This window comes from Pseudomonas sp. 25 R 14, from assembly GCF_900004755.1.
Lineage (GTDB): Bacteria > Pseudomonadota > Gammaproteobacteria > Pseudomonadales > Pseudomonadaceae > Aquipseudomonas > Aquipseudomonas brenneri.
In genome coordinates, this window is sequence record NZ_CVTS01000033.1 from 193,090 (window position 1) to 214,830 (window position 21,741).

Here is a 21,741-nt window from a genome sequence, read left to right on the forward strand (position 1 = left end):
CAAACATTCGAAACACACCCGCCATGGTAAATAAAAAGTCAGTCATGGAATACTTAATTCTCGCACTAGCGAAAATCAAACCATTTAATTCGGGACACACATTCAAACAAAGAGAGAGTAAAACATCATGACCATTTCGAGCGTGAACACCTTAGAAACAGCCTCATCCATTCAGGACTCCTCCACCACCCCAGCGGACACAGCCCGCGGCATCAGAGTAAGCCCCAACGATACAGGAGGAAACACCTACTCGATCTACGGCCCATCCAACCCAAGCGCCGGTTCTCATAAAATCTATGGTTTCCAAACCGGCAACGATCGCATAGACCTTTCTGACACTCTGAAACACATGGGGCTGGACTCTTTCACCATCCAGACCCTAGGTCCTGAGGCCATAAAAAAACCGGGCGACACGTTTTTGAACTGGGACTCGGAAGAAGGTAAAACCCATATTTTTGTGCTCGGCCGGCAGCCTCTTAGCATTACTGTAGAAGGGCAAGTAAAGAATGGAGACCTTGTCGGTTCCGGCTGGACGTGACCATCCTACTAAAGTTGTCCAAGCCAATAACAGACAGACCACTCAACTAGACATACAAGTTCATGCCTTTCAATTGGCGCATAAAAACCAACTCTGACCGTACAAACACATATTGATTTGATAAATAGCCGCAGGCCTGCGACGAGTACTGGAACTGCCCGCCATTTTATAGGCACAACCTGAAAGCTTTTGACAGCGCAGCAATTCAACAGGTTAGAATCGCTGGCACGCAGACTGCATGGTCAGTCTGCGCCTCGCCTTTCTTTCCGGAGTACTGCCTTTGAATGCAACAACCATCAACAGCCTGTTCTTGATCGGCGCGTTGCTGGTAAGTGCGAGCATTCTGGTGAGTTCTCTTTCGTCCCGCCTGGGGATTCCGATCCTGGTGATCATCCTGGCCGTGGGCATGCTCGCCGGCGTCGATGGCGGCGGGATTATTTTCGATAACTACCCGACCGCGTACCTGGTGGGCAACCTGGCATTGGCAGTGATCCTGCTCGATGGCGGCTTGCGTACGCGGGTCGCGAGTTTTCGCGTGGCACTGTGGCCAGCCCTGTCGCTGGCGACCGTGGGGGTGTTGATTACCACCGGCCTCACTGGCATGGCGGCGGCCTGGCTGTTCGACCTCAATATGATCCAAGGCCTGCTGATCGGCGCCATCGTCGGCTCCACCGACGCCGCCGCCGTGTTCTCGCTGCTGGGCGGCAAGGGCCTGAACGAACGGGTCAGCGCCAGCCTGGAAATCGAATCCGGCAGCAACGACCCCATGGCGGTGTTCCTCACCGTGACCCTGATCGACATGCTCGCCAGCGGCCAGACCGGCCTGCACTGGAGCCTGTTGACCCACCTGATCCGCGAATTCGGCATCGGCGGCATTATCGGCCTGGGCGGCGGCTGGCTGATGCTGCAATTGGTCAACCGCATCAACCTGGCCAACGGCCTGTATCCGATCCTGGTGATCGCCGGCGGCCTGTTCGTCTTTGCCCTGACCAACGCCTTGCACGGCAGCGGCTTCCTGGCCGTGTACCTGTGCGGCCTGGTGATCGGTAACCGCCCGGTACGCAGCCGCCACGGGATCCTGCATATGCTCGACGGCATGGCCTGGCTGGCGCAGATCGGCATGTTCCTGGTGCTGGGCCTGCTGGTCACGCCTCATGACCTGCTGCCGATCGCCCTGCCGGCCCTGGGCCTGGCGCTGTGGATGATCCTGTTTGCCCGGCCGCTGTCAGTGGCGGTTGGCCTGCTGCCGTTCAAGGCGTTCCATGGCCGCGAAAAAGTGTTTATCGCCTGGGTCGGCCTGCGCGGCGCGGTGCCGATCATTCTTGCGGTGTTCCCGCTGATGGCCGGCCTGCCCCACGCCCAACTGTATTTCAACCTGGCGTTCTTTATCGTGCTGGTGTCGTTGCTGGTCCAGGGCACCAGCCTGCCTTGGGTCGCCAAGTTGCTGAAAGTGACGGTACCGCCCGAGCCCGCGCCGATTTCCCGGGCAGCCCTGGAAGTGCACGTCACCAGCGAGTGGGAGCTGTTCGTCTATCGCCTGGGTGCCGAAAAATGGTGCATCGGCGCCGCCCTGCGCGAGCTGAAAATGCCCGAAGGCACGCGGATCGCTGCGTTATTTCGTGGCCAGCAACTGCTCCACCCGTCGGGTAGTACAGTGCTGGAAGTCGGTGATCTGCTCTGTGTCATCGGCCATGAACACAACCTCGCCGCCCTCGGCAAACTGTTCAGCCAGGCACCACAACGGGGCCTGGACCTGCGCTTCTTCGGTGATTTCGTGCTGGAAGGCGACGCCCAGTTGGGCGCGGTCTCGGCACTCTACGGGCTCAAGCTCGACGGTATCGACCCGGACATGCCGCTGGGCCAGTTCATCACCCACAAAGTCGGCGGTGCGCCGATTGTTGGCGACCAGGTGGAGTGGAACAACACCATTTGGACCGTCGCGGTGATGGAGGGGAACAAGATCGGCAAAGTCGGCGTCAGATTCCCCGAAGGAAGTCGCCCGGGCCCCGGACTCTTCCTCTAAACTGCGGGGCGACGGCGTGCCATTGGATGCCAGGACGCCCCCTACTCTTCATCTTGTTCGACCGGTCTCTATGACAATCCTGCGCACTTTTTTAGCCACTGCCCTGCTCGGCCTGAGCCTCTGCGTCAGCCCTGTGTATGCCGCCGACCCGCCGAGCACCGAGAGTGTCCAGCAGACCCTGGACAAACTGCCTGACCGAAAATTGCCTGACGCCGACATGAAGGCGCTGCAAAACGTACTGCAGCAGACCCTGACATTCCTCGGCAACAAGCAGGATTACGAGCAACGCCTGGCCGATCTCAAGCGCCAGCTGGAAGACGCCCCGCGCCAGACCACGGAAAACGCCCGCGAACTGACCCGGCTCAAGGCCAGCAAGGTCGTCCCGGTCGCGCAGCGCTATGCCAGCCTGCCAATCCCGCAACTTGAACAACTGCTGGTGCAGCGCAGCACCCAGCAAGGTGATCTGCAAAAGGAGCTGGCCGACGCCAACAGCTTGAGCATCGCCGCCCAGACCCGGCCCGAGCGCGCCCAGACCGAGATCAGCAACAGCCAGACGCGCATCCAGCAAATCAACGCCACCCTCAAGGCCGGCAAGGACAATGGCAAACCCCTCACTAGCGACCAGCGCAACCTGCTGAACGCCGAACTGGCGGCGCTCAATGCCTTGATCCCGTTGCGCCGCCAGGAGCTGGCAGGCAACAGCCAACTGCAGGACCTGGGCAACAGCCAGCATGACCTGGTGGTGGAAAAAACCGCGCGCATGGAACAGGAAATCCAGGACCTGCAGACGCTGATCAACCAGAAGCGCCTGGCCCAGTCCCAGGAGACCGTGACCCAGCAGTCCATCGAAGCGCAGAAGGCCGGCGGCAGCAGCCTGCTGGCGACGGAAAGTGCAGCCAACCTGAAACTCTCTGACTACCTGCTCAAGAGCACCGACCGGCTCAATGAGCTGACCCAGCAGAACCTGCAGACCAAGCAGTTGCTGGACAACGTGACCCAAAGTGACTCGGCCCTGGACGAGCAGATCAACGTGCTCAAGGGCAGCCTGTTGCTGTCGAAGATCCTCTACAAGCAGAAGCAGGCATTGCCGCGCCTGAAGGTCGACCGCGACCTGGCCGACGATATTGCCAACATTCGCCTGTACCAGTTCGAGGTCAACCAGCAGCGCGAACTGATCAGCTCGCCGAGCACTTACGTCGAAAACCTGCTGGCCAATCAGCCAGAGGATCAGGTCACCCCGCAATTGCGCCGCACCCTGATGGAACTGGCCGTGACCCGCAGCGACCTGCTGGAGCGCCTGAGCCGGGAACTGAGTGCGCTGCTCAATGAATCCATCACCCTGCAGTTGAACCAGAAGCAACTGCTGAGTACCGCGTCCAGCTTGCGCGCGACCCTCGACGAACAGATGTTCTGGATCCCCAGCAACAAACCGCTGGACATCGAATGGCTGGAAACCGTACCCAACCGCCTGGAAAAGCAGGTCGACACCCTGCCCTGGGCTTCCAGCCTCAGCGAGTTGTATGACGGCCTGACCCAACGCCCGCTGCTGTTTTTACCCCTGCTGCTGTTGATCGGCGCACTGTTGTGGCGGCGCAGCAACCTGTACGAGCGCCTGAAAAAGATCCACATGGATATCGGTCACTTCAAACGTGACAGCCAGTGGCACACTCCCATCGCAATTCTGGTCAACATCTTCCTGGCTCTGCCGGTGAGCCTCGGCCTGGCGCTGTGCGGCTACGCCCTGCAAATCGACGCCCGTGGGCAGAACGCCAACCTGGGCATGGCCCTGGTGCAGATCGCCCAGGCATGGCTGGTGTTCTACACCGCCTATCGGATCCTGGCGCCGGGCGGTGTGGCCGAGCTGCATTTCCGCTGGGAAAAACCCCAGGTCGAATTCCTCCAGGGCTGGATCCGTAAGCTGGGGCTGGTGGTCCTGGCGCTGGTGGCCGTGGTGTCGATCGCCGAACATCAACCTGCCGCCCTGGCGGACGATGTGCTGGGTATCGCCGTAGTCCTGACCTGTTATGGGCTGATGGCCTGGCTGCTCAGCCGCCTGTTGCTCAACAGCCCGACCCATGAGAAAGCCTCGCTGTTTCGCAAACTGGTGGGCGTACTGTTTACCGCGCTGCCTATCGCTCTGTTTATCGCCGTGTGCTTTGGCTACTACTACACCGCCCTCAAGCTCAGTGATCGCCTGATCAACACCCTGTACCTGTTGATGTTCTGGCTGGTGATCGAAGCCACCTTCGTCCGTGGCCTGAGCGTTGCCGCGCGGCGCCTGGCCTACTCCCGGGCCCTGGCCAAGCGCCAGGCTGCCAAGGAAGCCGGCGATGGCGAAGTGGTGGTCGAAGAGCCGACCCTGGACATCGAGCAGGTCAACGAACAGTCCATGCGCCTGATTCGCCTGGCCCTGCTCGGCGGCTTTATCGCCGCGCTGTACTGGGTCTGGTCGGACCTGATCTCGGTGTTCTCCTACCTGGACAACGTCACCCTCTACGAATACACCAGCGGCACCGGCGCCAATATCAGCATGGTGCCCATCAGCATCGGCGACATGCTCGGCGCACTGATCATCATCGGCATCACCTTCGCCCTGGCGCGCAACCTGCCGGGGCTTCTGGAAGTGCTGGTGCTGTCCAAACTCGACCTGGCCCAGGGCAGCGCCTACGCCACCACCACCTTGCTGTCGTATGTAATTGCCGGCGTGGGTTTCGTGTCCACCCTGTCGACCCTCGGGGTGAGTTGGGACAAGCTGCAATGGCTGGTGGCGGCACTGTCGGTGGGCCTGGGTTTCGGCATGCAGGAGATCTTCGCCAACTTCATCTCCGGCATCATGATCCTGTTCGAGCGCCCGGTACGGATTGGCGACACCATCACCATCGGCAACCTGTCGGGCACGGTGAGCAAGATCCGTATCCGCGCCACCACCATCACCGACTTCGACCGCAAGGACATCATTGTCCCGAACAAAACCTTCATCACCGGGCAACTGATCAACTGGTCGCTCACCGACACCATCACCCGAGTCACCCTCAAGCTGGGCGTGGACTACGGCTCCGACCTGGACCTGGTGAAGGAATTGCTGCTCAAGGCCGCCAGGGATAACCCACGGGTACTGAAAGATCCGGAACCCCACGTGTACTTCCTAAACTTCGGCGAAAGTACCCTGGACCACGAATTGCGCATGCACGTACGCGACCTGGGCGACCGGAACCCGGTGATCGATGAGGTCAACCGCTTCATCAACCGTGAGTTCAAGAAGCAGAGCATCAACATTTCGTTCCGCCAGATGGAGGTCTACCTGAAGAACCTGCACGGCCAGGAATACAAGCTGGTGGAAATCGAGCCCCTGAGCAAACCGGCGAATGACGGTTCGCCACAACCACCACCGCCCACCAAACTCGACTAACCGCGCTATCCCCAGCAGAATGCTCGGACATTCTGCTGGAGACGGCCAGTGAAAGCCCTCGACGAACTGACCTTCGACAACCGCTTCGCCCGCCTGGGCGATGGTTTCTCAACCCACGTCCTGCCCGAACCCATCGACGCCCCGCGCCTGGTGGTGGCGAGCAATGCGGCCATGGCCCTGCTTGATCTCGACCCGGCTATCGCCCAAACACCGGTATTCGCCGAACTGTTCAGCGGCCATAAGCTGTGGGCCGAAGCCGAACCGCGGGCGATGGTCTATTCAGGGCATCAGTTCGGCTCATACAACCCGCAACTGGGTGATGGCCGGGGCTTGCTGCTGGGCGAGGTGTATAACGCCGCTGGCGAACACTGGGACTTGCACCTCAAGGGCGCCGGGCAAACGCCCTACTCACGCATGGGCGATGGCCGTGCGGTGTTGCGCTCCTCGATCCGCGAGTTTCTCGCCTGCGAAGCCTTGCATGCCCTGGGCATTCCCAGCAGCCGCGCCCTGTGCGTGATCGGCTCCGACACCCCGGTGTGGCGCGAAAAACAGGAGCGCGCCGCGATGGTCCTGCGCCTGGCACCGAGCCATATCCGCTTTGGGCACTTCGAATACTTCTACTACACCCAGAAAACCGAGTTGCACCAGCAACTGGCCGAGCACGTCCTGAGCCTGCACTTCCCCGAGTGCCAGGAACAACCCGAGCCCTACCTGGCGATGTTCCGCGAGATCGTCGAGCGCAACGCCGAACTGATCGCCAAATGGCAGGCCTATGGCTTCTGCCATGGGGTGATGAATACCGACAACATGTCGATCCTGGGCATTACCTTCGACTTCGGGCCATTTGCCTTCCTGGATGACTTCGACGCCCATTTCATCTGCAACCACTCCGATCACGAAGGGCGTTACTCCTTCAGCAACCAGGTACCGATTGGCCAATGGAACCTCAGCGCCCTGGCCCAGGCGCTGACGCCGTATATCAGCGTTGACGCCCTGCGCGAAACCCTCGGCCTGTACCTGCCGCTCTACCAGGCCCACTACCTGGACCTGATGCGCCGCCGCCTGGGCTTGACCAGCGCCGAAGACGACGACCAGAAACTGGTGGAGCGATTGCTGCAATTGATGCAGGACAGCGGCGTGGACTACACCTTGTTCTTCCGCCGCCTGGGGGATGAGTCCGCCGCACTGGCCGTGGCGCAGTTGCGCGATGACTTTGTTGACCTCAATGGGTTCGATACCTGGGCAGACCTATACAAAGCCCGTGTCGAGCGCGATGGCAACAGCCCCCAGGCAGAACGCCGCGAGCGGATGCACGCAGTGAACCCGCTGTACATCCTGCGCAACTACCTTGCACAAAACGCCATCACCGCCGCCGAGTCAGGCGACTACCATGAAGTGCGAAGGTTGCATGAGGTGTTGAGCAAGCCATTTGAAGAACAGGCGGGAATGGAGCAATACGCGCAGCGGCCGCCCGATTGGGGCAAGCATTTGGAGATCAGTTGCTCCTCTTGAGGGCACTGTTGCTTGATAAGTCTTCGCAACGGCTCCAAATAACAATCATTGGCCACATCAACCACAGAGCCCACCATGTCCGATCCCCTGGTAATCCCCTGCCCTCATTGCAACGGCCTCAACCGCATCCCCCACGAACGCCTGGGTGATGCGCCCAAGTGCGGGCGCTGCAAGCAGCCGGTGCTGCTGAACAAACCGTTTGACCTGAAACAGGGCGACTACTCCAGCCAGATCAAGGGCGATTTGCCGCTGCTGGTGGATGTGTGGGCCGAGTGGTGCGGGCCGTGCAAGTCGTTTGCGCCGGTGTTTGAACAGGCGGCTGGGCAGTTGGCGGGCAAGTGCCGCCTGGCCAAGCTCGATAGCGAGGCCAACCAGCAACTGTCGGCGCAATTGGGGATTCGCTCGATACCCAGCCTGATCCTGTTCAAGAACGGCCGGGAAGTGGCGCGCCAGAGCGGGGCATTGGCGTTACCACAGTTGATGAGCTGGTTGCGCAGCCAGGGAGTATGACCCCCTCACTGTAGGAGCCGGCTTGCCGGCGAAGAACCCGAGAACAATACGGGGCACCAGATGCCCCGCGTTATTGTTGACGTTTTTCGCCGGCAAGCCGGCGCCTACATGGATCAGGTGTTTTCCAGCAGGTTATGCAGTTCCACGAACTGTCGGGTGAGTTTGTGTCGCGGGTCGAGGTGGATCAGCGGTTTGCTTTCCTGGTGGGACTCACGCATGCGCACCGAGCTGGCCAGGTACACCGGCAGCACCGGCAGGCCTTCGGCAATCAACTCATCGAGCATTTGCTGTGGCAGGCTCGCCCGGGCCTGGAACTGATTGACCACGATGCCTTCCACTTCCAGGCCTTCGTTGTGGTCGTCCTTGAGTTCTTCGATTTCCGCCAGCAGGCCGTACAGCGCCTGGCGCGAGAAGCTGTCGCAATCGAACGGGATTAATACGCGATCAGCTGCAATCAGCGCGGAAACCGCATAGAAGTTCAAGGCCGGCGGCGTATCCAGGTAAATTCGGTCGTAATCCTCGGCCAGCTCATCGAGCAGCTTTCGCAGCTTGTTGATCTTGTGCTTGGCCTCAAGCTTGGGCTGCAGGTCTGCCAGTTCTGCGGTGGCGGTGATGACGTGCAGGTTGTCGAAGGGGGTTTCGTAGATATCGACCTGGTTTTTCTTCGAAAACGGCCCGGAAGACAGGGTCTGCTTGAAGAAATCGGCAATGCCCATGGGGATATCGTCGCCCGTCAACCCCGTCAGGTACTGGGTCGAATTGGCCTGCGCATCGAGGTCCACCAACAGGGTTCGATAGCCTTCACTGGCGCTGACTGCCGCCAGATTACAGGCGATGCTGGATTTGCCAACACCACCTTTTTGATTGAACACCACGCGCCGCATGGAAAAACCTCCGTGTATCAATGAATGATCGAGTGTAGAGGGCAAAAGCGCCGGTTAGCTACCTTGTTCACTCCTGTACTACAACATCGACGGCTAGATCTCACCTCACAAACCTGTAGCGGCCCTACAAAGTAGGAGCCTTCTGATATTCGCCCCCACCGCCATAACGGACAATCAGTGATTCTTTTCAGAAAATTTGTAATATCCCGTGAACAATTCTTTACCAAAGTTTGCTAGAACCCCACCGCACCGGGATAATGCGCGCCACTCGGCCATCGCGCCATGCCCCGGTTTTATGGGCAATTTGCAGCACAAGGAAGCCCGCAGGGGCGGGATATTTTCTCAGTGATCAACTTCAACATCGCCCAATGGCGCGCCTGGGCCCCCGGGCTCGACAGCGTGGATGCCTGGCGCGACTGGTGCCAGGCCCCGACGTTGCTGGCCCAAAGCGATGCTGCTCCCGATGTGTCGTTTCTGCCCGCCATGCAACGCCGGCGCCTGAGCCGCCTGGCCCGGATGGCCTTCAGTGTCGGCTGGCCATTGGCCGAAGGCCTGCAGGACCTGCCACTGGTGTTTGTTTCACGCCATGGCGAAACCCCGCGCACCCTGGATATCCTCAGCGACCTGGCCAATGACCAGCCCCTGTCGCCCACCCAGTTCAGCCTGTCGGTACACAACGCGGTGATTGGCCTGTGGTCGATCCTGCGCAATGAAACCAGTGAAATGACCGCCCTGGCCGCAGCAGGCGATGGCCTGGAGCACGGTATGCTGGAAGCCGCAGCCCTGCTCAACGAAGGCGCACCGGCCGTGCTGCTGGTGATCACCGAAGAACAGCCACCCCAAGCCTATGCCAGTTGGATCAACGACGTGCCGTTCCCTTACGCCCTGGGCCTGTTGCTGACCCCAGGCGACGAATGGCAACTGGCGCTGCACACCGCGACTGTCCAACCGACCAACACCCAGTGGCCTCACGCCCTGAACCTGCTGCGCACCCTGCTCACCGAGCAAGGCGCCTGCCAACATGCCTGGAAGAACCGAGTATGGAACTGGCAACGCAAACACTGACCGACAAACCCCGGGACGCCTACTACTGGCGCCTGTTTGCCACGGCGGCCAGCTTCACGCTGTTTGGCCTGGGCGGCCTGTGCCTGCGCCTTCTGGTGTTTCCGCTGCTCAGTTGCCTGCCGGGGGACGCACAGCAGCACCAACGGCGGGCGCGCCTGACCATCGGGCGGTTGTTCTGGTTCTTTATCAACATGATGCAGCGCGCCGGCATCCTGACCTACAGCGTCGAAGGCGCTGAGAAACTCGGGCGCCCCGGGCAGATGATCATCGCCAACCACCCGTCGCTGATTGACGTCGTGGTGCTGATCGGCCTGGTGCGCCAGGCCAATTGCGTGGTCAAGCAAAGCCTCTGGCAGAACCCCTTCACCCGTGGCCCGGTGAGCGATGCCGGCTATATCAGCAATGACGGCAGCATCGACATGCTCGATGCCGCAGCGGGCGCCCTGCGGGGCGGCCAGACCCTGATTATCTTCCCCGAAGGCACCCGCACCGTGCCAGGCGCAGCGCCGGCCTTTCATCGCGGGGCCGCCGCCATCGCCCTGCGGGGTGCGACAATCATCACCCCCGTGGTGCTCAAGGTCAGCCCGACCACGCTGACCAAGGCCGAGCCCTGGTATCGCATCCCCCACCGCCGCTTTCACTTCAGTTTGCAGGTGGGTGCCGATATAGACCCACAGGTGTTTGCCTCACAAGGGTCCGCACCCCAGGCCTCACGCAAGCTCAACGATTACCTGCATCACTATTTCATTAAGGAGCTCGCCGAAGATGAGCAACCCCAACAGCCTTGAGCACGAAATTAAAACCCTGATCATCGAGGCCCTGGGCCTGGAAGACATCGATGCCTGCGACATCGGCAGCGAGCAAACCCTGTTCGGCGAAGGCCTGGGCCTGGATTCGGTAGACGCCCTGGAATTGGGCCTGGCGATCCAGAAAAAGTACGGCATCAAGATCGATGCCGACGCCAAGGACACCCGCAATCACTTCATCAACGTGGCCAGCCTCGCGGCGTTCGTCACGGCCAGACAGGCAGCTTGAGACTTAACCATGCAAACTCGTGACGATATCTTCAACACCCTGCGCGATGCCTTGGTGGAATTATTTGAACTGGACCCGGCACGGGTCACCCTCGACGCCAACCTGTACCAGGACCTGGAAATCGACAGCATCGACGCGGTGGACCTGATCGACCACATCAAGCGCCAGACCGGCAAGAAAATCGCCGCCGAAGAGTTCAAGGCTGTGCGTACGGTCAACGACGTGGTCGAGGCGGTCTACCGTCTGGTCCAACCGGCCGCATGAGCCGGCTGATCGGCCTTGGCCTGTTGCTGGTAGGGCTGCTGTATCCTTTTGCGGTGTATTACGGCACGGAGCATTTCGCCCCGTGGCAATTCGGCCTGCTGCTGGCCAGCCTGTGGCTGCTGCGCGCACTGACCGGTGCCCGGCGCCCCGGCAGCGGCTGGATGGCCTTTGTCGCGGTCGTGTTCTGCCTGCTGCTGGCCTGGTTCGACAACCCGCAGATGCTGCGCTGGTACCCCAGCCTGGTCAGCGTCTTCATGTTGGCGCTGTTTGGCCTGAGCCTGAAATACGGCCCGCCGATGGTCGAGCGCCTGGCACGCCTGAGCGACCCGCAATTGCCCGAGAAAGCCATTGCGTACACACGCAAGGTCACCGTGGTGTGGAGTGTATTTTTCTTGTGTAACGGCCTGCTCGCCGCCGCGCTCACCCTGTGGGCACCGCTGAGCTGGTGGATGTTGTACAACGGTCTGATCGCCTATGGCTTGATGGGCCTGTTGTTTGCCGTGGAATGGCTGGTACGACAAAGGGTTCGAGGCCGCGTATGAATTGGGTCAATCTTGAGCACCTGTTGCTTGAGCCTGTGCAACTGCGTTCGGTCACCACCGAGCCTTCGATGAGTCACGCACAGCTGTGTGAGCGGGCCCTGAGCCTGGCGGCCGGGCTGCAAACCCGTGGCATCCAGCGCCTGGCCGTCCATCTGACCGATGCCGGCCTGCTGGCTGTGGCCTTGCTAGGTGCCTGGCGTGCCGGGGTCAGCGTATTGCTGCCTGCCGACCTGCAACCCCAGACCCGCCAACGCTGGGCCAACGAGGTGGACGCCTGGCTGAGCGAAGCCGACGACCTTGAGGCGCTCTACCAAACGCCGCTCAGCGCCGCAGCCCTCGACCTGGAGGTGTGCCAATTGAGCCTGTGCACCTCCGGCTCCAGCGGCGCCCCCAAGCGCATCGACAAAACCCTGCGCCAACTGGCCAATGAGGTCCAGGCCCTGGAAACCCTGTGGGGCGCCGACCTCGGCCGGGCGTGCATCATCGGCAGCGTCGCCACCCAACACATCTACGGTTTGCTGTTTCGCGTGCTGTGGCCGTTGTGCGCCGGCCGTACCTTTGTGCGCCAGCAACTGCCGTTCCCGGAAGACTTGCAACGCGCCAGCCGCGAGCAGCCGCACTTTGCCTGGGTCGCCAGCCCGGCGCTGCTCAAGCGCATGGGCGACAACCTCGACTGGCCGGCACTGAGCCAGGTCAAGCGGGTGTTTTCCTCCGGTGGCGCACTGCCCGCAGACGCTGCCCAGAGCCTGCAGCAACGCCTGCAACAGTGGCCGACCGAGATCCTCGGCAGTTCGGAAACCGGCGGCATTGCCTGGCGCCAGGGCCAAACGCCGTGGCAGCCGTTTGCCGGAGTGCAACTGAGCCAGGACGCCGACGGTGCGTTGCGCATTGCCTCGCCGTACCTGCCGGCCGGGCATGTGGAGCAGACCGCCGACGCCGCCCTGATCCACGCCGACGGGCGCTTTGAGCTGCTGGGACGGCTGGACCGGATCGTCAAGCTGGAAGAAAAACGCATCTCCCTGCCGATGCTCGAACAAGCCCTGGCGGAGCACGCCTGGGTCGCCGAGGCACGCCTGGGCGTGGTCCAGGAAAACCGCGCCTCGCTGGGCGCCCTGGTGGTCCTCAGTGGCGACGGCCTGCACGCCTTGCGTAACCAGGGCCGGCGCACCGTCACCCAGACCCTGCGCCAACACCTGGGCCAACACTGCGAAGCCCTGGCCCTGCCCCGCCGCTGGCGCCTGTTGCGCCAGTTGCCGCTCAATACCCAAGGCAAGCTGCCCCAGGCGCAAGTCGAGGCACTGCTGTTGGCGCCTCGGCCCAAGGCCCCGGAAGTCCTGGCGCAAACCGAGAACGACGGCGAATGGACTCTGCAGCTGAGCATCCCGCCGGACCTGGCCTATTTCAGCGGACACTTCCCGCACACACCGGTGCTGCCGGGAGTGGTGCAGGTGGAATGGGCGTTCAATCTGGGCCAGCAACTGCTCGACCTACCGCCGACCTTTGCCGGCATGGAAGTACTCAAGTTCCAGCAACTGGTACGCCCCGGCGATGTGATCGAACTGCACCTGCGCTTTGATCGTGAGCGAGGCAAGTTGTACTTCGCTTATCGCAATGACAGTGCGGCATGTTCCAGCGGGCGAATTTTGCTGGAGAATTTTCATGCATAGGTTGGGTGAGCGCTGCGCGCTCAATCGCGGGCAAGCCCGCTCCCACATTGGTTTCATGCCAAACACAAATCCAGTGTGGGAGCTGGCTTGCCTGCGATGCAGTCGACTCGGTCCATCAGGCGTCCACCACCATGCATAACCCCTGCGCCCTGATCCCGGTCTACAACCACGAAGCCGCCGTGCCCGCCGTGGTCCGCAACTTGCTGGACCACGGCCTGCCCTGCCTGCTGGTAGACGATGGCAGCAGCCCGGCCTGCGCCGCGGTGCTGGCGCAACTGGCGAGCCTGGATAACGTATCGCTGCTGACCCTGCCCACCAACCAGGGCAAGGGCGCAGCGGTGATGGCGGGCTTTCGCGAAGCCGCGCGCCTGGGCTTCACCCACGCCCTGCAAGTGGACGCCGACGGCCAGCACGACCTGCGCGAAGTCGCACTGTTTCTCGACGCCTCGCGCGCGCACCCCGACGCATTGATCTGCGGCTACCCCGAATACGACGACAGCGTGCCCAAGGGCCGCCTCTACGCCCGTTACCTGACCCACGTCTGGGTGTGGATCAACAGCCTGTCGTTGCAGATCCGTGATTCGATGTGCGGGTTTCGTATCTACCCACTGCCACCGGTACTGACGCTGATGGACTCGGCGCGGATCGGCAAGCGCATGGATTTCGACTCCGACATCGTGGTGCGCCTGTCGTGGCGCAACCAGCCGATGCGCTGGCTGCCGACCAAGGTGCATTACCCGGCCGATGGCCTGTCGCACTTTCGGATGGTCCACGACAACGCGCTGATTTCCTCGATGCACACCCGGTTGTTCTTCGGCATGTTGGTGCGCGCGCCGATGATCCTCTGGCGACGGTGGCAGGCATGAGCGACACCCCCCGGCATTGGGCCGACCGCCAGGAGCGCGGCAGTTTCCGGCTGATGAAATTCACCGCGTTCGCCGCCAGGGTCCTCGGCCGCCGCGTGTTGAGCCCGCTGCTGTATGGCATCGTCCTGTACTTTTTCGTGTTTGGCCGTGCCGCCCGCCAGAGCATCTGGCAATACCAGCAGCGCCTGGCCGACTGGAGCGGGCGCGACGACCTGCGCCCCAGCCACACAAGGGTCTTTAGCCAGTTCATGGCCTTTGCCGACGCCTTGCTGGACAAGCTCGACGTATGGAACGGCAAGCTGCGCCTGGAACAGATCGAAATCATCGACCCGGCGCAGCTGCGCGGGCAACTGCGCGGCGAGCGCGGGCAGATGCTGGTAGGGGCGCACCTGGGCAACCTGGAAGTGTGCCGCGCCCTCGCGGAGCTTGGCGAGAAAGTCACCATGAACGTGCTGGTGCACACCAAGCATGCCGAACAGTTCAACCGCCTGCTGGGTGAAGCCGGGGCGAACAACTTGCGACTGATCCAGGTCAGCGAGCTGGACCCGGCAGTGATGCTGCTGCTCAGCCAGCGCCTGGACGACGGCGAATGGCTGGCGATTGCCGGTGACCGCGTACCATTGCACGGTGGACGCACGGTGCGCGTGGACTTCCTCGGCCATGACGCGGCATTCCCCCAGGGCCCGTGGCTGCTGGCAGGCCTGCTCAAATGCCCGGTCAACCTGCTGATGTGCCTCAAGCACCAGGGCCGCTATCGCCTGATCATCGAGCCCTTTGCGCAATTGATCGAATGGAAACGCAGCGACCGCCAGCACGTGATCGCCCACTGGACCGCCCGCTATGCCGAGCGCCTGGGCCAGTTCTGCCTGCAAGCGCCCCAACAATGGTTCAACTTTTACCCTTTCTGGAAGACCGATGACGACGCATCTGCTTGAGCCGGTAACCTTCGGCGAACTCCCTTTGCGCATCGAAGACGTGCTGGCCCTGGCCAACCGTCAGGCGCCTACCCGCCTGCAAGACGATGCCGGTTACCGCCAGCGCATCGCCAAGGGCGCGCAGTTCCTCGATTCGCTGCTGGACAAGGAAGGCGTGATCTACGGCGTGACCACCGGCTACGGCGACTCGTGTGTGGTGGCGGTACCGTTGCAGCATGTCGAGGCTTTGCCGCGTCATCTGTACACCTTCCACGGCTGCGGCCTGGGCAAGCTGCTCGACGCCCAGGCCACCCGTGCGGTGCTGGCGGCGCGCTTGCAGTCACTGTGCCATGGCGTGTCCGGGGTGCGGGTTGAACTGCTGGAGCGCCTGCATGCGTTCCTTGAACATGACATCTTGCCGTTGATCCCCGAAGAGGGCTCAGTGGGTGCCAGCGGCGATCTGACGCCGCTGTCGTATGTGGCTGCGACCTTGTCCGGCGAGCGCGAAGTGCTGTTTCGCGGCGAGCGCCGCCAGGCTGGCGATGTGCATCGCGAACTGGGCTGGACCCCGTTGGTGCTGCGGCCCAAGGAAGCTCTGGCACTGATGAACGGCACCGCAGTGATGACCGGCCTTGCCTGCCTGGCCTTCGCCCGCGCCGACTACCTGCTGCAACTGGCCACACGCATTACCGCGTTGAATGTGGTGGCGTTGCAAGGCAACCCGGAGCACTTTGACGAGCGCCTGTTCGCCGCCAAGCCGCACCCCGGCCAAATGCAGGTCGCGGCCTGGTTGCGCAAGGACCTGGCCATCGACGCCCCGACCGCGCCGCTGCACCGCCTGCAGGACCGCTACTCGCTGCGCTGCGCGCCCCACGTCCTTGGCGTGCTGGCCGACAGCTTGAGCTGGCTGCGTTCGTTTATCGAGATCGAACTCAACAGCGCCAACGACAACCCGATCATCGACGCCGAGGCCGAGCGCGTGCTGCACGGTGGGCATTTCTACGGCGGGCATATCGCCTTTGCCATGGACAGCCTGAAAAACCTGGTGGCCAACGTCGCCGACCTGCTCGACCGGCAACTGGCACTGCTGGTGGACGAGCGCTACAACCATGGTTTGCCGAGCAACCTGTCGGGCGCCCCGGCGGATCGCGCGATGATCAACCACGGCTTCAAGGCCGTGCAGATCGGCACCAGCGCCTGGACCGCCGAAGCGTTGAAAAACACCATGCCGGCCAGCGTGTTCTCGCGCTCCACCGAGTGCCACAACCAGGACAAAGTGAGCATGGGCACCATTGCCGCCCGCGATGCGATCCGCGTGCTGGAGCTGACCGAACAGGTCGCCGCCGCTACCTTGCTCGCCGCCAACCAGGGCGTGTGGCTGCGCGCCCAGGTCGCCGATGCACGTCCGTTGCCGCCGGCCCTGGCGGCCATGCATATCGAGCTGGCCAAAGACTTCCCGCCAGTCATTGAAGACCGCGCCCTGGAAGGCGAACTGCGCCTGTGCCTGCAACGTATCGCCGCGCAACACTGGAGGCTGCATGCGTAGCCCCGGCGTATTGCACAGTGACACACAGATTCTCGTGCCGTTCTTCGACATCGACACGATGAACGTGGTCTGGCATGGCCATTACGTGAAATACCTGGAAATCGCCCGTTGCGCGCTGCTGGACAAGCTCGGCCATAACTACACGGCCATGCTTGAGTCGGGCTACGCCTGGCCGGTGATCGACATGCAACTGCGCTACGTGCGTGGCGCCACCTTTGGCCAGACTCTCAACGTGCGCGCCAGCCTGGTGGAATGGGAGAGCCGCTTGAAGGTCAACTACCTGATCACCGACCTTGCCAGCGGCGAACGCCTGACCCGCGCCAGTACCGTGCAAGTGGCCGTCGAAATTGCCAGCCGCGAAATGCAGTTGGCCTCGCCCAAAGTATTCACTGACGCCGTCGAAAGGGCCCTGAAATGCTGACCCCTGTAGGAGCGGGCTTGCCCGCGATGGTCGCCAACGATAACGCGGGACGCCTGACACTGCGCGGCGCCCTCAGGTTTTTCGCGAGCAAGCTCGCTCCTACAGAGGGCCGTCGAAGGGGCTTTGAAATGCGGCCCCCTGTAGGAGCGGGCTTGCCCGCGATGGTCGCCAACGATAACGCGGGACACCTGACACTGCGCGGCGTCCTCAGGTTTTTCGCGAGCAAGCTCGCTCCTACAGAGGGCCGTCGAAGGGGCTTTGAAATGCGGCCCCCTGTAGGAGCGGGCTTGCCCGCGATGGTCGCCAACGATAACGCGGGACGCCTGACACTGCGCGGCGGCCTCAGGTTTTTCGCGAGCAAGCTCGCTCCTACAGGGGCTGGGTTGTTGCTGAGTTTTGGGGCCTATGCTTTTGACTTGCAGCAGCTCAGCGACCAACTGGCCAAGCCCTCGGTGATCCACGGCAACTTCATCCAGGAAAAACACCTGCGCGCCCTGCCCCAGCCGCTGACCAGCAAGGGCACCTTTGTATTGGCCCGGGACCACGGCCTGCTCTGGCTGCTGAAAACCCCGCTGCAACAGGACTATCGCATCAACGCCCAGGGCATTGCCCGCCGCGATGCCAACGGCTGGCAGCCACTGCCCAACAAAAGCGCCGGGGCCGAGCAGAACCGTTTGTTCCTCGCGGTGCTGCAAGGTGACAGCAGTGGCTTGCAGCGCGACTTCGAGTTGCAGCTGCAAGGCACGGCCACGGCCTGGAAGCTCATGCTGACCCCACGCTCGCTGCTGCTCAAGCAGGTGTTCACCCAGATCAATATCGACGGTGGCGAGTTGGTGCACACCATCCAATTGCTGGAAACCCAGGGCGACAGCACGGTGTTGCGCATGCAGGACAGCACCAGCACGCAACCTTTGAGCGACACGGAGCAACACGACTTTGCCCAGTGAGCGCTGGTTGCCGCGCCTGTTCCTGATCCTGCTGGTGGCCGTGCTGGCCCTGGCCGGCTGGCAGTGGCGCCATGGCGCGCCGCTGTCGGCCAACCTGATGGAACTGGTGCCAGGCAACTCGCCGGATGCGCTGGAGCTTATGGCCGAGCAACGCATGCAAGAGCCGCTGAACCGCGAGATGCTGGTGCTGGTCGGGCATACCGATCGCCAGCAAGCCCTGGGCATGGCCCAACAACTCGGCGAACAGTGGCAAGCCAGCGGCCTGTTTGAAAAGGTCACCTGGACCTTGCAGGCCGACTTGCCCGCCCTGCGCGAGCAACTGTTGCAAGGGCGCCTGGCGATGCTCTCGGCCAAGGACCGCGAACAGTTGATCGCCGAGCCCGAAGCGTTTATCCAGCAGCGTGTGCAATCACTGTTCGACCCCTTCACCGGCTTCAGCCTGGTGCCAAGCCAGGATGATTGGCTGGGCCTGACCGGACGCATCCAGAGCAGCCAGCCGCAACACGGCGCGGTGCAACTGGATATTGGTAGCGGCGCGTTGATCGCCGATGCCGACGGCAAAAGCTGGGTGCTGCTGCGTGCGCGCACCCAGGGCAATGCCTTTGATATGAAACTGCCGTTGCAAGTCGCCGACTTGCTGCAAACCAGCCGCGCACAGGCCGCCGAGCACGACGTACAACTGCTGGCCGCCAGCGGCCTGCTGTACGCGGCCAATGGCCAACAACAGGCAAGCCGGGAGATGACCTGGGTCGGCGGCGGTGCCACCGTCGGCATCCTGCTGTTGCTGTTACTGGCGTTCCGTCGTTGGCGCGTGTTGCTGGCGTTTGTCCCGGTGCTGGTGGGCATGCTGTTTGGTGCAGTGGCCTGCGTGGCGCTGTTTGGCCATATGCATGTGATGACCCTGGTGCTGGGGGCGAGCCTGATCGGCGTGGCGGTCGACTACCCGCTGCACTACCTGTCCAAGAGCTGGAACCTGCAACCCTGGCGCAGTTGGCCGGCCTTGCGCCTGACCCTGCCGGGCCTGAGCCTGAGCCTGGCCACCAGTTGCATCGGCTACCTGGCCCTGGCCTGGACGCCATTCCCGGCACTGACCCAAATCGCCGTATTCTCTGCCGCAGGTCTGGTCGGGGCCTATTTGTCGGCGGTGTGCCTGTTGCCGGCGCTGCTCAACGGCCTGGACCTGCGCCCGGCGCAGTGGCCGCTGCGGGTCGCCGAGTTCCTGCTGGGGGTGCGCGAATCGCTGCTCAAGCGCTTGCCGAGCCAGGCGTTGCTGGTGCTGGCCCTGCTGTTTTGTGCCGGTGGCCTGTGGCAGTTGAACAGCAAGAACGATATTCGCCAGTGGATCGGCGCGCCGCCGCAGTTACTGCAAGAAGCCCAGGCCATTGCACGCATTACCGGCTACCAGCCCACCAGCCAGTTCTTCCTGGTGCGTGCGGATAATCAACAGCAGTTGCTGGAACGCCAGGCGGCCCTGAGCCAACGCCTGGATCAACTGGTGCATATGGACAAGCTTCAGGGTTACCTGGCGCTCAATCAACTGGTCAGCACGCCTGACGAACAGCAACAACTGCGCAAGGCCCTGAAGCAATTGCCGGCGCTGTGGCAACCGCTGCTGGACCTCGGCATTCCGGCCAGCGCCCTGCAAGGGGAGCTGGCGCAGTTGCAGACGCTGCCCACCGCAGATATCAACGCGGCCCTGGCCGGCCCGTTGGCCGAGCCCTGGCGCCTGTTGTGGCTGGGCAATGTCGATGGCGGCGTGGCGGCAATGGTCAGCCTGCAAGGCTTGAACAACCCGGCGCTGTTGCGCATCCAGGCCCAGGACTTGCCTGGCGTGCAACTGGTGGATCGCCTCGGCGACCTGAACCAGGTCTTTGCCGCGACCCAGGTCAGCGCCGCCGAATTGAAATTATTGTCCTGTGTACTGATCGTCTTGCTGCTGCTCTTGCCCTTTGGCCTGGGCGGCGCGCTGCGGATCGTCGCGCTGCCGCTGCTGGCCGCCCTGTGCAGCCTGGCCAGCCTCGGTTGGCTGGGGCAGCCGCTGACCCTGTTCAGCCTGTTCGGCCTGCTGCTGGTGACGGCGATCAGCGTCNCGAACAGATCGGCGGGGCCGCGGTCAGCCTGCTGGGGACGTTGCTGGCAGCCGTCACCACCTGGCTGTCCTTTGGTTTGCTGGCGGTGTCCAGCACCCCGGCGGTGAGTAACTTCGGCCTGTCGGTGAGCCTGGGCCTGGCCTTCAGCTTTATGCTGGCGCCGTGGGCTGGCCGCCAGGAACATGCGCAATGATGCCCACTAATTTTATCGAGTTGAATGTGATGATCGCCAACGCGGCAAGGAGCCACAGTGCCCACAGTTGAAATGGAACATCGCCAGGTCGTGGTGATCGGTGCCGGCCCGTCCGGCGCCATTGCGGCCGCGTTGCTCAAGCGTAAAGGGCATGATGTGCTGATCATCGAGCGCCAGCACTTCCCGCGCTTTTCCATCGGCGAAAGCCTGCTGTCCCACTGCATCGACTTTATCGAAGAAGCCGGCATGCTCGACGCAGTCAACGCCGCCGGCTTCCAGCTGAAAACCGGCGCCGCGTTTGCCTGGGGCGAGCGCTACAGTGCCTTCGATTTCGGCGATACGTTCAGCGATGGCAAGCCCACTACCTTCCAGGTCCAGCGCGCCGATTTCGACAAGTTGCTGGCCGATCAGGCCGCGTTGCAAGGGGTAGAGATCCGTTACGGCCAGACCCTGGTCGGCGTGGATTTCGCCGCCGGCCACCGCTACCTGCACGTACGCCGCGAAAATGGCCGCGAATACCACATCAAGGCCGGCTTTGTCCTCGACGCCAGCGGTTACGGCCGCGTGCTGCCACGCTTGCTGGACCTCGAAGCACCGTCGAACTTCCCGTTGCGCCAGGCGGTGTTCACCCACGTCGAAGACCGTATCGAGCACCCAGGCTTCGACCGCAGCAAAATCCTCATCACCACCCACCCGACCCAGCGCGATATCTGGTTCTGGACCATCCCGTTCAGCAACGGGCGCTGCTCGGTAGGTGTGGTGGCGGCCAAGGCGCATTTCGACGGTCACGACGCCGACCTCGATGCCTGCCTGCGCGGCTTTATCGAGCAAACGCCAAGCCTGTCCCGCGTCCTGGCCAACGCGCTCTGGGATACTCCGGCGCGGACCATCGGCGGTTACTCGGCCAATGTCACGACGCTGCATGGTCCGGGCTTCGCGCTGCTGGGCAACGCCGCCGAATTCCTCGACCCGGTGTTCTCCTCTGGCGTGACCATCGCCATGCGCTCGGCCAGCATGGCCGCAGGCCTCTTGCACCGCCAGTTGACGGGTGAAAGCGTCGACTGGCAAACCGAGTTCGCCGAGCCACTCAAACGCGGGGTCGACACCTTCCGCTGCTACGTCGAAGGCTGGTACGCCGGCACGTTCCAGGATGTGATCTACCACCCAGGCAGCTCGCCGGAAATCCGTCGCATGATCAGCTCGATCCTTGCCGGTTATGCCTGGGACGAGCGCAACCCATTTGTCAGCGAACCCAAGCGCCGTTTGCGGATGCTCTCGGAAATTTGTGCAGGGGATAACGTATGAGCAGCTCGTC

The 21,741-nt window shown here is 62.4% G+C and carries 18 protein-coding genes and 3 pseudogenes; 20 read left to right on the forward strand and 1 reads right to left on the reverse strand.

Going from position 1 to position 21,741, the window contains the following annotated elements; translation table 11 throughout:
* Positions 1-127 precede the first annotated feature (127 nt).
* The 5 genes from BFQ03_RS09110 (at position 128) to trxC (ending at position 7,992) form a co-directional block, all read left to right on the forward strand.
* The gene (locus BFQ03_RS09110; RefSeq protein WP_065942904.1) at positions 128-538 is read left to right on the forward strand and encodes a hypothetical protein; all 411 of its coding nucleotides are present in this window, start codon (positions 128-130) and stop codon (positions 536-538) included.
* 280 nt (positions 539-818) lie between these two features.
* Positions 819-2,561 (forward strand): potassium/proton antiporter, encoded by a 1,743-nt coding sequence (locus BFQ03_RS09115; RefSeq protein WP_032862142.1) that lies wholly within the window; start codon positions 819-821, stop codon positions 2,559-2,561.
* A gap of 70 nt (positions 2,562-2,631) precedes the next feature.
* On the forward strand, positions 2,632-5,970 hold the full coding sequence (mscK, locus tag BFQ03_RS09120) for a mechanosensitive channel MscK (RefSeq protein WP_032862143.1): 3,339 nt from the start codon (positions 2,632-2,634) through the stop codon (positions 5,968-5,970).
* Between the two features lie 48 nt (positions 5,971-6,018).
* Complete coding sequence (locus BFQ03_RS09125) at positions 6,019-7,482, forward strand: protein adenylyltransferase SelO (RefSeq protein WP_032862146.1); 1,464 nt, start codon at positions 6,019-6,021, stop codon at positions 7,480-7,482.
* 75 nt (positions 7,483-7,557) lie between these two features.
* Positions 7,558-7,992: a thioredoxin TrxC gene (gene trxC, locus BFQ03_RS09130; RefSeq protein ID WP_032862147.1), complete on the forward strand. Its 435-nt coding sequence runs from the start codon at positions 7,558-7,560 to the stop codon at positions 7,990-7,992.
* Positions 7,993-8,105: 113 nt separating this feature from the next.
* Here the strand turns inward: trxC and BFQ03_RS09135 are convergent, their stop codons facing one another.
* Complete coding sequence (locus tag BFQ03_RS09135) at positions 8,106-8,876, reverse strand: ParA family protein (RefSeq protein ID WP_029296134.1); 771 nt, start codon at positions 8,874-8,876, stop codon at positions 8,106-8,108.
* Between the two features lie 345 nt (positions 8,877-9,221).
* Here BFQ03_RS09135 and BFQ03_RS09140 point away from each other — a divergent pair, with 345 nt between their 5' ends.
* The 15 genes and pseudogenes from BFQ03_RS09140 to BFQ03_RS09200 all read left to right on the forward strand — a co-directional run bounded on the left by BFQ03_RS09140 (position 9,222) and on the right by BFQ03_RS09200 (position 21,731).
* Positions 9,222-9,941 carry a beta-ketoacyl synthase chain length factor gene (locus BFQ03_RS09140; protein ID WP_065942905.1) on the forward strand — a complete coding sequence of 240 codons (720 nt, stop codon included), beginning with the start codon at positions 9,222-9,224 and terminating at the stop codon, positions 9,939-9,941.
* Positions 9,917-10,729 (forward strand): lysophospholipid acyltransferase family protein, encoded by an 813-nt coding sequence (locus BFQ03_RS09145; protein ID WP_065942906.1) that lies wholly within the window; start codon positions 9,917-9,919, stop codon positions 10,727-10,729. The genes BFQ03_RS09140 and BFQ03_RS09145 overlap by 25 nt, the downstream gene beginning before the upstream one ends.
* A complete protein-coding gene (locus BFQ03_RS09150; protein WP_032862152.1) occupies positions 10,707-10,976 on the forward strand; it encodes a phosphopantetheine-binding protein in 270 nt (89 codons plus the stop codon). Before BFQ03_RS09145 ends, BFQ03_RS09150 begins: the two co-directional genes overlap by 23 nt.
* Before the next feature lie 9 nt (positions 10,977-10,985).
* The gene (locus BFQ03_RS09155; RefSeq protein ID WP_032862153.1) at positions 10,986-11,240 is read left to right on the forward strand and encodes an acyl carrier protein; all 255 of its coding nucleotides are present in this window, start codon (positions 10,986-10,988) and stop codon (positions 11,238-11,240) included.
* Positions 11,237-11,782, forward strand: a complete 546-nt coding sequence (locus BFQ03_RS09160; RefSeq protein WP_032862156.1) for a COG4648 family protein — start codon at positions 11,237-11,239, stop codon at positions 11,780-11,782. Before BFQ03_RS09155 ends, BFQ03_RS09160 begins: the two co-directional genes overlap by 4 nt.
* The gene (locus tag BFQ03_RS09165) at positions 11,779-13,449 is read left to right on the forward strand and encodes an acyl-CoA synthetase family protein (protein ID WP_032862158.1); all 1,671 of its coding nucleotides are present in this window, start codon (positions 11,779-11,781) and stop codon (positions 13,447-13,449) included. Before BFQ03_RS09160 ends, BFQ03_RS09165 begins: the two co-directional genes overlap by 4 nt.
* Positions 13,450-13,580: 131 nt before the next feature.
* Positions 13,581-14,315 carry a glycosyltransferase family 2 protein gene (locus tag BFQ03_RS09170; protein ID WP_032862161.1) on the forward strand — a complete coding sequence of 245 codons (735 nt, stop codon included), beginning with the start codon at positions 13,581-13,583 and terminating at the stop codon, positions 14,313-14,315.
* Positions 14,312-15,250 carry an LpxL/LpxP family acyltransferase gene (locus BFQ03_RS09175; RefSeq protein ID WP_065942907.1) on the forward strand — a complete coding sequence of 313 codons (939 nt, stop codon included), beginning with the start codon at positions 14,312-14,314 and terminating at the stop codon, positions 15,248-15,250. The genes BFQ03_RS09170 and BFQ03_RS09175 overlap by 4 nt, the downstream gene beginning before the upstream one ends.
* Positions 15,231-16,775 (forward strand): HAL/PAL/TAL family ammonia-lyase, encoded by a 1,545-nt coding sequence (locus tag BFQ03_RS09180; RefSeq protein WP_032862165.1) that lies wholly within the window; start codon positions 15,231-15,233, stop codon positions 16,773-16,775. Before BFQ03_RS09175 ends, BFQ03_RS09180 begins: the two co-directional genes overlap by 20 nt.
* Positions 16,768-17,196 (forward strand): acyl-CoA thioesterase, encoded by a 429-nt coding sequence (locus BFQ03_RS09185; RefSeq protein ID WP_032862167.1) that lies wholly within the window; start codon positions 16,768-16,770, stop codon positions 17,194-17,196. The genes BFQ03_RS09180 and BFQ03_RS09185 overlap by 8 nt, the downstream gene beginning before the upstream one ends.
* Positions 17,190-17,300: pseudogene (locus BFQ03_RS30570) on the forward strand (outer membrane lipoprotein carrier protein LolA); the annotation flags it as partial. The gene BFQ03_RS09185 and the pseudogene BFQ03_RS30570, both read left to right, overlap by 7 nt.
* Positions 17,301-17,324: 24 nt before the next feature.
* Positions 17,325-17,435, forward strand: a pseudogene (locus tag BFQ03_RS30575) (outer membrane lipoprotein carrier protein LolA); the annotation flags it as partial.
* Positions 17,436-17,459: 24 nt separating this feature from the next.
* Positions 17,460-18,143 (forward strand): outer membrane lipoprotein carrier protein LolA, encoded by a 684-nt coding sequence (locus BFQ03_RS09190; protein WP_083204819.1) that lies wholly within the window; start codon positions 17,460-17,462, stop codon positions 18,141-18,143.
* Positions 18,133-20,426: pseudogene (locus BFQ03_RS09195) on the forward strand (hypothetical protein). The gene BFQ03_RS09190 and the pseudogene BFQ03_RS09195 overlap by 11 nt, the downstream one beginning before the upstream one ends.
* A 57-nt stretch (positions 20,427-20,483) precedes the next feature.
* A complete protein-coding gene (locus BFQ03_RS09200) occupies positions 20,484-21,731 on the forward strand; it encodes an NAD(P)/FAD-dependent oxidoreductase (RefSeq protein WP_083204820.1) in 1,248 nt (415 codons plus the stop codon).
* Positions 21,732-21,741 lie beyond the last annotated feature (10 nt).

Bases quoted from the DNA above. Each gene is read 5' to 3' on its own strand.
- BFQ03_RS09185 (WP_032862167.1), top strand. From the start codon at position 16,768: ATGCGTAGCCCCGGCGTATTGCACAGTGACACACAGATTCTCGTGCCG.
- BFQ03_RS09135 (WP_029296134.1), bottom strand. From the start codon at position 8,876: ATGCGGCGCGTGGTGTTCAATCAAAAAGGTGGTGTTGGCAAATCCAGC.
- BFQ03_RS09165 (WP_032862158.1), top strand. From the start codon at position 11,779: ATGAATTGGGTCAATCTTGAGCACCTGTTGCTTGAGCCTGTGCAACTG.
- BFQ03_RS09160 (WP_032862156.1), top strand. From the start codon at position 11,237: ATGAGCCGGCTGATCGGCCTTGGCCTGTTGCTGGTAGGGCTGCTGTAT.
- BFQ03_RS09150 (WP_032862152.1), top strand. From the start codon at position 10,707: ATGAGCAACCCCAACAGCCTTGAGCACGAAATTAAAACCCTGATCATC.
- BFQ03_RS09180 (WP_032862165.1), top strand. From the start codon at position 15,231: ATGACGACGCATCTGCTTGAGCCGGTAACCTTCGGCGAACTCCCTTTG.
- BFQ03_RS09175 (WP_065942907.1), top strand. From the start codon at position 14,312: ATGAGCGACACCCCCCGGCATTGGGCCGACCGCCAGGAGCGCGGCAGT.
- BFQ03_RS09110 (WP_065942904.1), top strand. From the start codon at position 128: ATGACCATTTCGAGCGTGAACACCTTAGAAACAGCCTCATCCATTCAG.
- BFQ03_RS09155 (WP_032862153.1), top strand. From the start codon at position 10,986: ATGCAAACTCGTGACGATATCTTCAACACCCTGCGCGATGCCTTGGTG.
- mscK (WP_032862143.1), top strand. From the start codon at position 2,632: ATGACAATCCTGCGCACTTTTTTAGCCACTGCCCTGCTCGGCCTGAGC.
- BFQ03_RS09145 (WP_065942906.1), top strand. From the start codon at position 9,917: ATGGAACTGGCAACGCAAACACTGACCGACAAACCCCGGGACGCCTAC.
- BFQ03_RS09170 (WP_032862161.1), top strand. From the start codon at position 13,581: ATGCATAACCCCTGCGCCCTGATCCCGGTCTACAACCACGAAGCCGCC.
- BFQ03_RS09190 (WP_083204819.1), top strand. From the start codon at position 17,460: ATGCGGCCCCCTGTAGGAGCGGGCTTGCCCGCGATGGTCGCCAACGAT.
- trxC (WP_032862147.1), top strand. From the start codon at position 7,558: ATGTCCGATCCCCTGGTAATCCCCTGCCCTCATTGCAACGGCCTCAAC.